At 75.0% G+C, this 13,822-nt stretch carries 14 protein-coding genes; 5 read left to right on the top strand and 9 right to left on the bottom strand.

Annotated features, from left to right (window positions below; all coding sequences use genetic code 11):
* The first annotated feature begins 198 nt into the window (after positions 1-198).
* Positions 199-1,386, top strand: coding sequence for a ParB N-terminal domain-containing protein (locus ACFWR9_RS36980; protein WP_383850390.1), 1,188 nt, complete (start codon positions 199-201; stop codon positions 1,384-1,386).
* Here the strand turns inward: ACFWR9_RS36980 and ACFWR9_RS36975 are convergent.
* Complete coding sequence (locus ACFWR9_RS36975) at positions 1,375-2,175, bottom strand: helix-turn-helix transcriptional regulator (RefSeq protein WP_383850388.1); 801 nt, start codon at positions 2,173-2,175, stop codon at positions 1,375-1,377. The two genes, ACFWR9_RS36980 and ACFWR9_RS36975, sit on opposite strands and share 12 nt — an antisense overlap.
* A 190-nt stretch (positions 2,176-2,365) precedes the next feature.
* Between ACFWR9_RS36975 and ACFWR9_RS36970 the strand changes: the two genes are divergently transcribed.
* The 3 genes from ACFWR9_RS36970 to ACFWR9_RS36960 are packed head-to-tail and all read left to right on the top strand — an operon-like array spanning position 2,366 to position 3,746.
* Positions 2,366-2,788 (top strand): VOC family protein, encoded by a 423-nt coding sequence (locus ACFWR9_RS36970; RefSeq protein ID WP_383850386.1) that lies wholly within the window; start codon positions 2,366-2,368, stop codon positions 2,786-2,788.
* Between the two features lie 14 nt (positions 2,789-2,802).
* Complete coding sequence (locus ACFWR9_RS36965) at positions 2,803-3,249, top strand: helix-turn-helix transcriptional regulator (protein WP_383850384.1); 447 nt, start codon at positions 2,803-2,805, stop codon at positions 3,247-3,249.
* A 38-nt stretch (positions 3,250-3,287) separates the two neighbouring features.
* The gene (locus ACFWR9_RS36960; protein WP_383850381.1) at positions 3,288-3,746 is read left to right on the top strand and encodes an iron chaperone; all 459 of its coding nucleotides are present in this window, start codon (positions 3,288-3,290) and stop codon (positions 3,744-3,746) included.
* 92 nt (positions 3,747-3,838) lie between these two features.
* On the opposite strand, the gene ACFWR9_RS36955 is transcribed toward ACFWR9_RS36960, so the two are convergent.
* The 8 genes from ACFWR9_RS36955 to ACFWR9_RS36920 all read right to left on the bottom strand — a co-directional run bounded on the left by ACFWR9_RS36955 (position 3,839) and on the right by ACFWR9_RS36920 (position 12,334).
* Positions 3,839-4,261: an enediyne antibiotic chromoprotein gene (locus tag ACFWR9_RS36955; protein WP_383850379.1), complete on the bottom strand. Its 423-nt coding sequence runs from the start codon at positions 4,259-4,261 to the stop codon at positions 3,839-3,841.
* Between the two features lie 49 nt (positions 4,262-4,310).
* Positions 4,311-5,063 (bottom strand): response regulator transcription factor, encoded by a 753-nt coding sequence (locus tag ACFWR9_RS36950; protein WP_383850393.1) that lies wholly within the window; start codon positions 5,061-5,063, stop codon positions 4,311-4,313.
* A gap of 240 nt (positions 5,064-5,303) precedes the next feature.
* Positions 5,304-5,708: a GNAT family N-acetyltransferase gene (locus tag ACFWR9_RS36945; RefSeq protein WP_383850376.1), complete on the bottom strand. Its 405-nt coding sequence runs from the start codon at positions 5,706-5,708 to the stop codon at positions 5,304-5,306.
* The gene (gene purB / locus ACFWR9_RS36940) at positions 5,692-6,978 is read right to left on the bottom strand and encodes an adenylosuccinate lyase (RefSeq protein ID WP_383850374.1); all 1,287 of its coding nucleotides are present in this window, start codon (positions 6,976-6,978) and stop codon (positions 5,692-5,694) included. The genes ACFWR9_RS36945 and purB overlap by 17 nt, the downstream gene beginning before the upstream one ends.
* Positions 6,979-7,039: 61 nt before the next feature.
* Positions 7,040-8,548, bottom strand: a complete 1,509-nt coding sequence (locus ACFWR9_RS36935) for a glutamine synthetase (RefSeq protein WP_383850371.1) — start codon at positions 8,546-8,548, stop codon at positions 7,040-7,042.
* 33 nt (positions 8,549-8,581) lie between these two features.
* Complete coding sequence (locus ACFWR9_RS36930; RefSeq protein ID WP_383850368.1) at positions 8,582-9,967, bottom strand: amidase; 1,386 nt, start codon at positions 9,965-9,967, stop codon at positions 8,582-8,584.
* 10 nt (positions 9,968-9,977) lie between these two features.
* Complete coding sequence (locus tag ACFWR9_RS36925) at positions 9,978-12,008, bottom strand: hypothetical protein (protein ID WP_383850365.1); 2,031 nt, start codon at positions 12,006-12,008, stop codon at positions 9,978-9,980.
* Entirely contained in the window at positions 12,005-12,334 is a 330-nt protein-coding gene (locus ACFWR9_RS36920; protein WP_383850362.1) for a 4Fe-4S dicluster domain-containing protein, read from the bottom strand. The genes ACFWR9_RS36925 and ACFWR9_RS36920 overlap by 4 nt, the downstream gene beginning before the upstream one ends.
* A gap of 272 nt (positions 12,335-12,606) precedes the next feature.
* Here ACFWR9_RS36920 and ACFWR9_RS36915 point away from each other — a divergent pair, with 272 nt between their 5' ends.
* Entirely contained in the window at positions 12,607-13,689 is a 1,083-nt protein-coding gene (locus ACFWR9_RS36915) for a methyltransferase (protein ID WP_383850359.1), read from the top strand.
* Positions 13,690-13,822 lie beyond the last annotated feature (133 nt).

Genomic DNA, 13,822 nt, shown 5'->3' with positions numbered 1-13,822 from the left:
CGCCTGGTCACACCATGCCCACGCCCCTACACCTTGACCTCAAACGACATGGGGTGTCTGACCGGCCCGTGGGTGCCCGCCGGCCGGGCGGGCACCCGCGGGGCGTGTTTTCCAGGCGACGTCGACCTGCTCTCCACCAGGGCTAAAGACCCTCCTGCGACCCTCATCGGCAGCGGCAGCAGAGAGGGAGTTACAGGAATGGCTCAGAGCAACGCGCACGCCGTCTCGATCACGAGTGCATTCAGCCCCGTCCGGATGGAGGGCGTCGCAGCGTCGGCGCACCGCGAATTCGACCTGGGTCATTTCGAGAGACTCCCGGCCCGCGACGTTCCCGTCGCCGCGCTGTGTGCCGGGGTTCTACTGCGCCAGGGCGGAATTGACGCCGCGCATGTCCGGCTGCTCGTCGACGCGGCGGAATCCGCGGACCTTCCCCCCGTTCTCGTCCAGGTGGACGGCTGCCGGGTCATCGACGGGCTGCACCGCCTGGAGGCCGCCCGGCTCATGGGCGAGGACCGCATCAGGGCCCGCTTCCTGGACTGCTCCAACGCCGAGGCCCTCGTCATCGCCCTGCAGGCGAACGGCGCGCACGGCCTGCCGCTGTCGAAGGCGGACCGCGTCGCCGGGGCCCAGCGGGTCCTGGGCTCCCACCCCGACTGGTCCGACCGCGCCCTGGCCGGGGTGACGGGGCTGAGCGCGAAGACGATCGCGTCGCTGCGCGAGAGGTCGGCGCTCGTGGCGCCGCTGGGCGGCAAACGCGTCGGGCAGGACGGCAGGCGGCGCCCGGTGGACGCGGGCGAGGGCAGGCGGCGGGCCGCCGAGTACATCGCCGCCCATCCGGGCGCCCCGCTGCGCCAGGTCGCCCATGCGACCGACGTGTCGCTGGGCACGGTGCACGACGTCAGCGCGCGGCTGCGGCGCGGCGAGGGCCCCGAACGCGGCGGGCGCCACCCGCAGGCCCTGCGCCCGCAGCATGTGCGGCCGGTGCCGTCCGGGCCGGCGCCCGGCGGCCCGCGCGCGGTTGAGGAGACGGCCGCCGAGGGCGGCCGGCGGGCGCCGCTGCGGGTGGCCGGACCGGCGGAGGCCGATGTGCCGCAGCGCAGGAACCACACCGAGGCGCCGCCCACGTGGGCGGCGGTGGCCGCCAAGATGGCCACCGATCCCGCCCTGCGCTACACCGCGGGCGGCCGGGAGCTGCTGCGCTGGATGCAGGCCCACGCCACCGAGCCCGGCGAGGACTGGCGGCGGATCGCCGACGCCGTCCCGCCGCACTGGCTCGGCGTCATCGCGCCGATCGCCGATCACATCGGCCAGGAGTGGTGTCTGCTGGCCGAACGGCTCAAGGCCCGGCAGGAGTTGTGCCGCAATCCGTCGACCTCAGGCTCCTGAGGGCGGTGCGGCGGGCACCGCCCGCAGCCGGCCGGCGGGTGGCGGGGCGCCGGCGGCGGCGCAGCCGGGCTGCGGCTCGACGCTCTGCGGGGGCGTCAGGGCGGGCAGGGCGAGCAGGACCGGCGGATCGGCCGGGCGGGCCGGGCGCAGCCGTAGGGCGGCGCTGGTGACGGTGTCCGCGGTGACGGTGACGGTGGTGGCGCGGTCCCCGACGAGCGGGGTCCACCCGGCCTGCGGGTCGTGGGCGCCGGCGGCGGCCACCGCCACCGCGAGCAGATGCCACTGCCCTGCGGGCACGTTCTGCAGCGTGTAGCAGCAGGGCCGGTCGGCGGGCACGTCGACGACGGCCGCGGCGGCGGCCGGGTACTGGACGACGGGCGTGGCGAAGGCGCCCAGATACACCCGTGCGTTCCCGTGCCCGGCCGGCAGCCTGACCGTTCCGGCGAGCGCGCCGCGCGGAAGGCCGGGGCCCGGGTCGGGTGCCGGCGGTTCCTGCCCCTGGCCGCGGCAGAGTCTGCGGAAGTGGCCGGGCGGCAGCCCGGTGCCGGCGGTGAAGGCGTCGGTGAACGCGTCCAGGCCGCGGTATCCGACCGCGGCGCCGACCTCGGCGGTACTCATCGGACCATCGCCGATCAGCCGCTTGGCCTCGTGAATACGCAGTGCGGTGAGATACCGGCCGGGGCTCAGTCCCGTCTCGTCCTTGAACAGGCGCGAGAAAGGAAAACGGCCGAGCCGGGCTTTTTCGGCGATGTCCGAGACGGTCAGCGGATCGCGAAAGCGCTCACGCATGTACTCGAGTGCCCTTTCCACTGCCGCGTCCATGTCCACCTCGCCCCGTGTCGGTCCGCTCGACAGTCTGGCTCGCGGGCCTCGCGGCCCGCTCGAGTCCCGCTCGGGACCGGCTGCAGACCCCCGGCCCGGAAAAAGAGGTCAGGAACGGAGAAGCCCGGGCGGCGGGCCCGCGGCTAGCGTGACGTGAATGGACCTCACCCTTCATACGAGTTCCCTGCCGCACGACGACCCGGACGCCGCGCTGGCCTTCTACCGGGACGTCCTGGGCTTCGAAGTCCGCCGGGACGTGGGACGGGGCAGGACCCGCTGGATCACGGTCGGCCCCGCCGGCCGGCCGGACACGGCGCTGCTGCTGGCGCCGGCCGCCGCCGGTGCCTCGCTCACCGGCGCGGAGCGCACCACCGTGCTGGAGATGATGGCCAAGGGCACCTTTGGGCGGATCGTGCTCGCCGCTCGGGACCTCGACGCCACGTTCGCCCGGGTGCAGGCGGCCGGCGCCGAGGTCGTCCAGGAGCCGTTCCTGCATCCCTGCGGCGTCCGCGACTGCGCGTTCCGCGACCCCGCGGGCAACCTGCTCCGCATCCGGGAACCGGACCGCGACGCCGGCTGAGAGGAGCCCCCTTGATGTGCCCTCCCGCATGGCGGCAGGCGATGATCGCCGCGCAGCGTCTGCTCGACCTGGCGCAGGTGCGCCGCGTGCGCGACCGGATCGAGAGGGACCTGACGCGGCCGCTGGACGTCGAGGCGCTCGCCCGCGAGGCGGGCATGGCGCCCGGGCTGCTCGCCTCGCGCTTCGCCGACGCCTACGGCCACTCGCCGTACGCCTACCTGACGGTGCGCCGTATCGAGCGGGCGATGGCGCTGCTGCGGCACGGCGACCACAGCCCGGCCGGCCTCTGTCTCGCGGTCGGCTGCCCGTCCACGGCCGTCCTGGTCACCCGGTTCACCGAACTGGCCGGCATGACTCCCGAGGCCTACCGGCGGCGCGCGGCGGCCGGATCGGCCGGGCTGCCCCGGTGCGTGGCGGCGGCGCCGGCGTCCGCCCAGGCCGTGCGGGGGCGCCCCGCGTGAGAGGCTCACCAGGAATCCTGACAATGAGGAGGAAAGCCGTGAAGCGTACGCAGTCTCCCGCCAAGGAGTCCGGGCCTGCCGCCGGAAAGGGGTTCACCGCCGAGGAGCGGGCGGCGATGAAGGAGCGGGCCGCGGAGCTGAAGTCCGCGCGGCGCGGGCCGAAGGCGGACCCGGAGAGCGAGGTGCTCGCGAAGATCGGACAGATGCCGGAAGCGGACCGGGTGCTGGCCGCCCGGGTCCACGAGATCGTGCGGTCCACCGCTCCGCAGCTCGCGCCGCGCCTGTGGTACGGGATGCCCGCGTACGCCAAGGACGGCAAGGTCCTGTGCTTCTTCCAGAGCGCGCAGAAGTTCAAGTCGCGCTACGCCACGCTGGGTTTCAGTGACGTGGCGGCGCTGGACGACGGCGCGGTGTGGCCGACGGCGTTCGCGCTGACCCGGATGAGTGCCGCGGTGGACCAGCGGATCGGGGCGCTGGTGCGGCAGGCGGCGGGCTGAGGCCCGCCGCCTGGCAGGCGGCGGGCCCGCCGGGCGGTGCCGGTCCGGGGCACCGCGCGGTGGGCCCGCGCCGGCAGGCGGGCGGGGCTGTCTCAGCCGAAGGAGATGTCGGCGCCGACCGGGCCGGTGCCCTCCAGGTAGGCGACCAGCTGGCACTGCTGGGCGGCGCAGTCCACGGTGACGGTGGAGCCGGTGCCGGTGCCGGTGCTCCAGTCGGTGGCGGTGAACTGCTTGCGCACGGTGTAGGCGGTGCTGAAGCCGCCGGCCGCGTCCACGGTGGCCTTCGCCAGCGTGTCGGTGCAGGTGGTGTTCTCCCGGCACTGCGATACGGCGACCTCGGCGCCCGCCGGGAAGCCGGTGCCCCTCACGGTCACGGACTGGCCGTCGGCCAGGCCGGCGGCGGGCGTGGCGGTCACCGCCGGGGCGGCGGAGGCGGGGGCGGCGGTGAAGGCCAGGGCGGCCACGGCGGCGGCGCCCAGCAGGCCGGACTTGGTCAGGCGCGAGCGGATCTGCATGTTCGTCTCCCCAGATGGGTGCGGTGAGCGGAACGGCGCGTTGTGGTGATCACGCCTCACCCAGAGTCGGCGGGAGCGCATGAGATCCGCTGGACAACCGCTTGAGCCCCTGCCGTCCTCCGCTGGACGAGGGGGGGCAGGGGGTGCCGAGCATGAAGCCCACGCCCCGCACCGTGACGACCCAGCCGCTGTCGCCCAGCTTGCCGCGCAGGCTGCTGACATGGGTGTCGACGGTGCGCCGGGACCAGGAGTCGCCCCAGACCTGCTGGAGGAGCTGCTTGCGCGGGATGACCGTGCCGGGGTGCGAGGCGAGCAGGCACAGCAGGTCGAACTCCTTGCGGGTCAGGGCGACTTCCTCGCCGTCGACCAGGACCGCGCGGGATGCCGCGTCGATGTGCAGGCGGCCGTGGCGGATCTCGCGGGCGGCGGCGGGCTGCCAGGCGGCCCGCCGCATCACGGCCTCGATCCGGGCCATCAGCTCCCGCAGGCCGTAGGGCTTGGCCACGTAGTCGTCGGCGCCCGCCTGGAGGCCCAGGACACAGTCCAGTTCGGAGGCGCGGGCGGTGACGATGATGACGGGCACCCGGCTGACGGCCCGCAGCGCGCGGCAGACCTCCAGGCCGTCCAGGTCGGGCAGTTCGAGGTCGAGGAGGACCAGGTCGGCGTCCTCGTGGGCGCGCAGCGCGTCGCCGCCGCGCCGTATGCCGAGGGCGTCGTGGCCGTGCCGGCGCAACTGGGTGACCAGGGATTCGGCGCAGCCGGTGTCGGCGTCCACGACCAGAACGCGGCGCCCGGAGGGCATGGCGACGGCCGTGCGGTGGCCGGCGGGGGCCGGCTCGCGCTCCTGGGCGGGCCGGGCGGCGGGCGGGGCGGCGCCGGCGGGCGGGCGGGTGTCGAGCAGTGCCTGTGCCGATGTGTGGGTCATGCCTCCCCCGGGGGTCCGGTGCGGTGGGCCGGGGGTGCGCGAGCCGCCCCGGGGGTGACTCTAGGCACGGGCGGTGGAGCCCGGGTACAGCCCGGCTGACCCGGTGCGGGGCGGGTTCTACGGGTTGAGTACCCAGGCCGATTCGTGGCGTGTGAAGCCGATGTGCGGGTAGTAGCCGGCCGCGGCGGGGGCGGACAGCAGGACGAGTTTGGCGGCGGGGGCCTCGTCGCGCGCGGCGTCGATCAGGGCGCGGCCGATGCCGGTGCGCTGGCGGCCGGCTGTGACGGCGATGTCCGAGACGTAGGTGACGTAGGAGAAGTCGGATACGGCGCGCAGGATGCCCAGGAGGGTGCCCGCCTCGTCGCGGGCGACGAGGACGAGGTCGGCGTTCGCGGTCATGGCGGCGAACCGTTCGCGGTCGGCGAGGGGGCGTCGGGCGCCCAGGCCGGAGTCGTGGTAGAGGCCGAGGACCTCGTCGAGGTCGAGGGCGGAGCCCTCGACGCGGTCAGTCCTGAAGCGCATGCAGTTTCTCCAGTCGGGTGCGGATCACCTGGTGGTGGGTGAGGAAGCGCTCGGGGTCCAGGGCGGCGGTGTCGATGCCCTCCTTGGCCAGGGACGTGCCGAAGTGCTCGCCGGTGGCCAGGGTGTGGCCGGCCGCGGCCTGCACGCTGCGGTAGGCGTGTTCGCGTTCCATGCCGCTTGTCAGGAGGTCGGCGAGGACGGCGGAGCTGTGGACGAGGCCGTCACTCTCGTCGAGGTGGGCGCGCATCCGGCCGGCGTCGACGGTGAGCTGCTCCACCAGGTCGGCGGCCTTCGTCACCTGGAAGTGGCCGACCGAGAGGCTGTCGGGCAGGATGACCCGCTCCACGCACTGGTGGGCGAGGTCGCGTTCGTGCCAGAGCGCCACGTTCTCCAGGGCCGTGTCGGCGTAGCCGCGCAGCAGGCGGGCCAGGCCGCACAGCCGTTCGCTCGTGGTGGGGTTGCGTTTGTGGGGCATGGCGCTGGATCCCTGGTAGGCGCCGGTGCGGGGCTCCTCGACCTCGCGGACCTCGGTGCGCTGCAGCAGCCGCAGTTCCAGGGCGATCTGTTCCACGCAGGCGCCCAGGGTGGCGACGGCCTGCAGGAGCTGGGCGTGCCGGTCGCGGGCGACGACCTGGCTGGGCGCGGGTTCGGCGGCCAGGCCGAGTGCGGCCAGGACGTGTTCCTCGACGCGGGGGTCGATCAGCGCGTAGGTGCCCACGGAGCCGGAGACGGTGCCGACGGCGACGGCCTCGCGGGCGGCGGCGAGCCGGCCGAGGCAGCGGTCGACGGCGAAGGCGTGGGCGGCGAGTTTGTGCCCGAAGGTGGTGGGTTCGGCGTGCACTCCGTGGGTGCGGCCCACCATCACGGTGTCCCAGTGTTCGAGGGCCCGTGCGCTCAGGACCCGGCGCAGCCGGCGGGCGGCCGCGGTGAGCAGGTCGGTGGCCCGGGCCAGGGTGTGGCCCAGGGCGGTGTCGACGAGGTCGTAGCTGGTCATGCCGTGGTGCACCCAGCGTGCGGAGGAGGCGGGGATGTCCTCGCAGTAGGCGGCGAGGAAGGACAGCACCTCGTGGTCGCGTTCGCGTTCGAGTTCGGCGACCCGTTCGGGGTCCGGCACGCGGGCGCGGCGCATGTCCTGGACCACCTCGTGCGGTACGTGGCCCAGGGCGGCCTGCGCCTGGGAGGCCAGGATCTCCACCCGCACCCAGGTGGTGTAGCGGGAGCGGTCGCTGAAGAGGTGGGCCGTCTCGGGCAGCGTGTATCGGGCAATCATGCGACGCCTTCGTGGAAGGGGGCGGGCCGGTTCGGGGGCGGCCGGGAGGCCGCGGGGGGGGTCAGTAGGCGCCGAAGTACTCGCGCTGTTCCCACTGGGTGACCTGGCCGGGTGCGGTGGGGGCGGTGCGGGACCAGGTGTCGTAGCGGCGCAGTTCGCTCTCCTTGAGCTTGGTGAGGCAGGCGGTGAGGGGGGCGCCCAGGAGGCGGGCGGCGCGGCCGGCGCGGAAGGCGTCCAGGGCCTCGCGCAGGTGCTGCGGTACGAGGCCGGCGGCGCCGTGTGGCGGGGCGCCGGTGTCGGCGGGTGCGGGCGGGGCGGTCATGCCCTCAAGGCCGGCGAAGAGCTGGGCGGCGGCGGCGAGGTAGGGGTTGGCGCACGGTTCGCCGATGCGGTTTTCGAGGTGTGCCCCGGCGCCCTGGCCGACGAGGCGGAGCATCGCGCTGCGGTCTTCCTGGCTCCAGCCGAGCCGGGTGGGTGCCAGGGTGTGCTCGGCGGCGAGCCGCCGGTAGCCGTTGACGGTGGGCACCGAGAGCAGGAACAGTTCGCGGGCCCAGTCGAGCAGTCCTTCCGCGTAGGCCTTGGCGTGCGGGGCGGGGCCGCCGGAGGGGCCTTCGGTGCCGAACAGGTTGGCGCCGGTGGTGAGGTCGGTGACCGACTGGTTGAGGTGCCAGCCGCTGGGGTCGGCCGCGTCCAGCAGCGGCTGTGACATGAAGGAGGCGTGGTGCCCGCGCCGGGCGCACCAGTTCTTGGTGACCGTGCGGAAGAGCAGCATGGCGTCGGCGGTGTCCAAGGCGGACATCGGGCTGAACGTCGTCTCGACCTGGCCGGGCCCCGACTCGTGTTCCATCGAGCGCAGCGGCAGGCCGAGGGCGAGCAGGTGCAGGCCGAGCGGGTCGGTGAGGGGGGCGAGGGTGTCGTAGTGGGCGTCGAGGTTGAACTGGTAGCCGGCGTTCAGGGCGGCCACGCGCGGGGCCGGGCCCTGGAGTCCGAAGCCGTTGCCCCGGTTGCCGGGGGTGTCGTCGAGGCGGCGGGTGAGGTACCACTCGACTTCGAGACCGAGGACGGGGGCGAGGTCTTGTTCGGTGTAGCGGTCGACGACGCGGCGCAGCACGGCCCGTGAGGAGAGCGGGTGCGGGCTGCCGTCGCGCAGGTACTCGTCGCCGATGACCCAGGCGGTGCGGGCGTCGCCGCCCGGCAGCGGGTGGAAGGTGAGGGGGTCGGGGACCAGGATGAAGTTCCCGGCGCCCGCGATCTCGTCGACGCCGATGCCGTGCTCGCCGAGGAAGTCGACGGCGACGGCGTGCCCGGTGTCGAAGAGATACGGTCCGGGGCTGAAGTTCATGCCGTTGCGCAGCACGGACCGGAATGCCGCGGCGGTGAGGGTCTTGGAGCGGGCCAGGCCGTGCGGGTCGCCGTAGACCAGGCGCACGAAGTCGAGGCCGGCCAGGCTCGCCTCGATACGCTCGGCGGCGGCGAGGCGGGCCTGGTCCCACAGCCCGTGGTCGGCCACGAACGAGGGCCGTCCGACGCTGCCCTGCTCGGCGGGCGAGGACCATGACCTGGCGTACATGGGAACGTCCTTTCACGGGCGTGGGTCATCGGGTCATCGGGCGGCCGCGGGTTGCCGCAGCCGCGGGTGCGGCGCGGGTGCTGCGAGGTCGGCCTCCAGCCGGGCGGCGAGGCCGAGGACGAGGTCGTCGGCGCCGACGGGGCCGACCAGCTGCACGGCGGCCGGCAGTCCGGAGCGGGTCGGTCCGGCGGGCAGTGACAGGGCCGGCTGGCCGGTCATGTTGAAGGGGTAGGAGGCGGGTGCCCAGGCCAGCCACTGCAGGTCGCGGGGGTCGGCCGCCCAGGGCGGGCCGACGGCGTCGGCGGCGAACGGCTCGATGGGGACGGTGGCCATGGCCAGGACGTCGTAGCGGTTCATGACGGTGCGCAGGGTGGCGCGCAGGTTCTGGCGGACCTCCTCGGCGCGGATCACGTCGGCGCCGGTGAGGGTGCGCCCGTGCCGGATGACCTCCAGGCGGCCGGGGTCGGCCCGTTCGTCGTCCTCGCGGCGGGCGCCGGCCGCCTCGGAGGCGGCGAGGAGGTCGACGAGGGCGGGGTAGAGGTGGGTGCAGCGCACCTCGACGTCCTCGACCAGGTGTCCCTGGCCGAGCAGGGCCAGGCGGGCCTGTCCGGTGGCGCGGCGGACCTCGGCGCAGGTGCCGTCGTACTCGATCCAGCCGATCCGCAGGGCGCGCCCGGTGCGGGGGGCGTCCAGGGAGCCGAGGCCGGAGTCGGGGTCGGCCGGGTGCGGGCCCGCCATGGCGTGGGCGAGCAGCGCGGCGTCGGCGACGGTGCGGGCGAGGGGGCCCTGGTGGGCGAGCCGGTCGGCGCTGTTGGGCACATACGGGATGCGGCCCAGGGAGGGTTTGTAGCCGACGACGCCGCAGAACGCCGCCGGGATGCGGATCGATCCGGAGCCGTCGGTGCCCAGGGCCGCGTCGCACAGGCCGGTGGCCACCGCGGCTGCGGCGCCGCCGCTGGAGCCGCCGGCGCTCAGGCGCGGGTCGTGGGGGTTGCGGACGGGCGGGGCGACGCGGCTGAGGGTGGAGGCGCTCCAGCCGTACTCGGAGGTGGCGGTCTTGCCGACGACGACGGCGCCGGCGGCGCGCAGCCGGGCCACCGCGGGCGCGTCCTGGCGGGGCCGGGCGTTGGGCAGCAGCGAGCCGCGTGCGGTGGGCAGGTGACGGGTCTGCAGCAGGTCCTTCACGGAGACGGTGACGCCGAGCAGCGGCATGGCCCGCCAGGCGTCGGTGCCCAGTTCCCGGATGCGGGCGTCCGCGCGCCGTGCCGCGCGCAGCGCCTCCTCGCCCGCGAGGGCCACGTACGCGCCGAGGGTGTCGCGTTCGCGCACGGCGTCAAGGACGGCCGTGGTGTGTTCGAGGGCGGACAGCTCGCCGCGTTGCAGGAGGTCTCGGGTGTGGTGGACGCCGTGGGCGGTCATCGCTCTCCCTTCACGACGCCCGGCGCACGTCACCGGCCGCGGCGGCCGCGGGCCCGCGGCCGGTGACGGCACTCCAGTGCCAGCCGGCGTCGAACGCGGTGACCTCCAGGCGATGCCCGGCGGCGGCGAGCCGGGCGGCCAGTGAGGTGGCGCGGGCGATGAAGGCGGACACCTGGTGGGCGGCGAGCAGGTCCTGCTCGCCGAACGGGTCGCCGGCGCAGCGCAGCAGCCTGAGGTCCATGAAGCCGTCGAAGCGGCGCCCGTCGACCTCGACGGCCTGCGGGCTGCGCAGCGAGAAGCGCACGTTGTTGCTGACGTGCCCGTGGTGGTGCTGGTCGGAGAAGAACGCGACGTCGGGCAGGACGGGGGGCACGAAGTGGTCGCGGGCCGCCACCTCGGGCACCGGCGGCAGGTTGCCGGCCACGAAGTGCCAGGAGTTGTACTGCATGCGTGAGGACATGGCCCAGGCGGCGTCGGCGAGCGCGGAGGGGGAGCCGCCGAAGTGGGCGGCGGCGCCGGGCCGTGGCACCACGCAGCAGAAGAAGTGCGTGATGTCCCAGTCGCAGATCTCCGCCCAGCTCTGCCCGCGCAGCGCCCTGACCAGGTCGGGCAGTGAGCGCATGCCGCGGCTCATCGCGAAGTCGGCGCCGAAGGCGTCGACGGTGGCGGCCACCGTCTCGTGGACCAGGGACTCCAGGCCGGTGCCGAAGGCGCCGTGCGGGCGGGCGAGCCAGCCGGGCGCGGCGGCCAGTTCGCCGCCCAGTTCGCCGAGGGTGGCGCCGGCCAGCGGCAGCGTCGCGCGCAGGCGTTCGGTGACGGCGTCCTGGCGGGCCCGGGCGGCGGGGCCGGGGGCGGCGGCCACCCGCTCCACCTTGTGCATCAGGGCGCCGTGGATCTCCCGGTACAGCTGGGCGTGCCCGCCCAGCCGGCCGCGCCGTTCGCGCAGCCGTGCGGCGAGCCGGTCCAGGTCGGCGACGCACGGCGAGGCGGCGGGCACGGGCTTGAGGCCGGGTACGGCGTTGTAGGCGCGCCGGGCGCGTTCCAGCGTGTGGGCGACGTGGTCGACGCTCAGCTGGGTGCCGTTGGCCTCCTCGACGCGGCCGAAGCCGGCCGAGCGGATGAGCAGGGTCAGGCAGACGACGGCCTGGATGTCCTGGTCCGACCACAGGTCGAGCGGCAGGTTTTGCAGGCTGCTCAGGGCGCAGTCGGGGTGGCCGGGCCACAGGGTCTTGCCGGTCAGGGTGTTGTGGCCGCGGAAGTTCGTGTACGGGGTGTCCTCCTGGTAGAGGACGAAGGGGGCGGTGCGCAGGGCCGCTTCCCGGGCCCGGTCGAGGAGTTCGGCGCGGCCGTGGGGGCCCTGGGCGGCCAGCCAGGCCCGGCAGTCGGCGACGGTGTCGGCGCTGCGCCGGCGGGCGCGCTCCAGTGCGTGCCGGTAGGCGGTGAGGGCGGCGTGGTCGTAGGGCACGCGGAGCACTCCGCCGACCAGGTCGCGGGGGTCGAGGGGGCCGCTGCCGGGGGTGCGCAGGGCGATGCGGCCGTTGGTGGCCAGCCCGATCTCGCCCAGGAAGGCGGGCGGGCCGGGCGGGCCGGGGGCCGGCGGCGCGGGTTCGGCCGTGCCCGCGGGGATGCCGGGGGTGGCGGTGGGGGTGTTGCCGGCGGGGGTGGGGGTGTTGCCGGCGGGGGGGGGGGTGCCGGTGGGGGCGCCGGCGGAGTCGTGGTCCTCGGGGTCGCGCCAGGTCAGGCCGAACAGGGCGGTCAGGGCGGCCTGTTGTGCCTGGCCCAGGGCCCGCAGCTGGATGCCGGCGGGGACGTGTCCGTCGAGGGTGAGCAGGACGTCGAGTGCGGCGCGCGGGCCGTCGGCCTGGCTCGCCCGCTGCCAGACGCGGCTCAGCAGGTGGGGGAAGCCGGCGTCGGGGTCGTGCACGCGGTCCGGTTTGGCGGTGGCGCCGGCGGGGGTGCCGAGCCGGCTGGGGCGGCGGCTGATCCGCTTTTTCGCGTTGCGGGCGCGGCGGGACTCGCCGCGTCCTGCGGGCTCCTTCATGCGGCCCTCTCGGCGGTGAGTGAGACGTGGTTCCACATCGCGTCGTCGGTCGGGCTCCAGTCCTCGTCGACGTAGATGCAGTCGACCGGGCACTCCAGGACGCAGGCGGGGCAGCCCGAGCACAGTTCGGGGACGATGACCACGTCCAGGCCCCGGTCGAAGATCGCGCCGAACTCCGCGGGACAGCCGCGCAGGCAGCTGTCGCAGGTGATGCACTCGGACGCCTCGATGCGTCGCGGGGGCTTCTTCCAGTTGCCGGCGCGGGAGCGGCCGGCGATGCGGTCGGCGCGCTCCGACAGCGCGGCGGACGAAGCAAGCTTCTTCACGGGATCGGCCCCCTCCGGGACTCTTCTCGGCCAGTCCGAGTCGGACGGTCCCGATCGTCACCGGGCCGCCTCGACTGCCCCCGGAGTGCGGGTGGGGACCGGCTGGAGGGCCGCGGCGCCCGCTCCAGCACGCTGCGAGCGCGGCCCGTGCGCGCCGCCGGACCGTGGACATCCGGCTGCGCGCGGCCCTCTGTCCGGGGCGCCGGGTGCGCGCCGGCCCGTCCGCCCGCGGGCAGGCCCCGGGCCGCCCGCCGCCCACCACGGAGGAACCCATGCCCCTGCCGCCCGCCCGCCTCGTGCGGGTCGTCGAAGGTGTGCGTACCGGTCTGCAGAGGCTGGCACGCAAGCTGGCGCCCGCACCGTTCTCGCTGCTGGAGATGGTCCAGGGCGCCATGCTCAGCCAGGCCCTCTACGCCGCCGCCGAGCTGCGTGTCGCCGAGGCGCTGCGGGAGGGTCCGCTGTCCGCCGAACGGCTCGCCGCCCGCGTGGGCGCCCACCCCGACACGCTCCAGCGGCTGATGCGGCTGCTCGCCTCGAACGGTGTGTTCACCGAGCGCAAGGACGGCACGTTCGGCCTGTCCCCGATGGGGGCGGCGCTGCTGGAGGACGCGCCGATGTCGATGCGTGGCATCGCCCTACTCATGGGCCACCCGGTCCACTGGGAGGACTGGTCGCACTTCCTGGACGCGGTGCGCACCGGCGAGCCGAGCCTGCCCAGGCTGCGCGGTATGACGGCCTTCGAGTTCATGGAGGCCAAGCCGGAGTACGGGGAGGTGTTCATGAAGGGCATGGGTGCCATGTCCGCCACCGAGACCGAGCCGGTGCTCGCGGCGTACGACTTCTCGTCGTTCGGCACGGTCGTCGACTTCTGTGCGGGACGGGGCGAGCTGCTGGCCGGGATCCTGAAGAAGTCGCCGGGCGTGCGCGGGATCCTGTCCGATCCGCGGGCGGAGGTGAACGGTGCGGCCGGCTATCTGGCCGGGCAGCAGGTCGCCGACCGGTGCGAGGTGGTGGCCGCCGATCTGTTCGGGCCGGTGCCCCGGGGCGGGGACGCCTACGTCCTCAAGCACATCGTGCACGACTGGCCCCAGGAGCAGGCCCTGCGCATTCTGCGCAACGTGCGGGCCGCGATGCGGCCGGGGGGCCGGCTGCTGCTGATGGAGATGGTCGTGCCCGACAAGGCGAACGCCGCGCACTCCTCGAAGCTGGTCGACCTGTGGCTGATGCTGCTGGTGGGCGGCCGGGAGCGGACGGCCGGCCAGTACGGTGAGCTGCTGGCGCAGGCCGGTTTCCGCCTGGAGCGGGTGGTGCCCACGCCCGGGGCGATCTCGGTCGTGGAGGCCAGTGCCTGCTAGAAGCCGCCGGGACAGGTGTGAGGGGTGCCCCCCCCGGGGGGGGGGGGGGCCCCGGAACCGGGGGGGCCGCCCGGGCCCGAGGGGCCGGACCCCCCGGGGGGGGGGGGCACGGCACCCGCGGCGCCCCCCGCGC

It is taken from the genome of Streptomyces sp. NPDC058534 (assembly GCF_042717365.1).
GTDB lineage: Bacteria > Actinomycetota > Actinomycetes > Streptomycetales > Streptomycetaceae > Streptomyces.
Note: the sequence above shows the minus strand (reverse complement) of the source record. Positions and strands in the feature narration are given on the sequence as shown.

What these genes read in the sequence shown, in the direction of transcription:
- ACFWR9_RS36980 (WP_383850390.1), top strand. Translation starts at nt 199, where the DNA reads ATGGCTCAGAGCAACGCGCACGCCGTCTCGATCACGAGTGCATTCAGC.
- ACFWR9_RS36975 (WP_383850388.1), bottom strand. Translation starts at nt 2,175, where the DNA reads ATGCGTGAGCGCTTTCGCGATCCGCTGACCGTCTCGGACATCGCCGAA.
- ACFWR9_RS36970 (WP_383850386.1), top strand. Translation starts at nt 2,366, where the DNA reads ATGGACCTCACCCTTCATACGAGTTCCCTGCCGCACGACGACCCGGAC.
- ACFWR9_RS36965 (WP_383850384.1), top strand. Translation starts at nt 2,803, where the DNA reads ATGTGCCCTCCCGCATGGCGGCAGGCGATGATCGCCGCGCAGCGTCTG.
- ACFWR9_RS36955 (WP_383850379.1), bottom strand. Translation starts at nt 4,261, where the DNA reads ATGCAGATCCGCTCGCGCCTGACCAAGTCCGGCCTGCTGGGCGCCGCC.
- ACFWR9_RS36950 (WP_383850393.1), bottom strand. Translation starts at nt 5,063, where the DNA reads ATGCCCTCCGGGCGCCGCGTTCTGGTCGTGGACGCCGACACCGGCTGC.
- ACFWR9_RS36945 (WP_383850376.1), bottom strand. Translation starts at nt 5,708, where the DNA reads ATGCGCTTCAGGACTGACCGCGTCGAGGGCTCCGCCCTCGACCTCGAC.
- purB (WP_383850374.1), bottom strand. Translation starts at nt 6,978, where the DNA reads ATGATTGCCCGATACACGCTGCCCGAGACGGCCCACCTCTTCAGCGAC.
- ACFWR9_RS36935 (WP_383850371.1), bottom strand. Translation starts at nt 8,548, where the DNA reads ATGTACGCCAGGTCATGGTCCTCGCCCGCCGAGCAGGGCAGCGTCGGA.
- ACFWR9_RS36930 (WP_383850368.1), bottom strand. Translation starts at nt 9,967, where the DNA reads ATGACCGCCCACGGCGTCCACCACACCCGAGACCTCCTGCAACGCGGC.
- ACFWR9_RS36925 (WP_383850365.1), bottom strand. Translation starts at nt 12,008, where the DNA reads ATGAAGGAGCCCGCAGGACGCGGCGAGTCCCGCCGCGCCCGCAACGCG.
- ACFWR9_RS36915 (WP_383850359.1), top strand. Translation starts at nt 12,607, where the DNA reads ATGCCCCTGCCGCCCGCCCGCCTCGTGCGGGTCGTCGAAGGTGTGCGT.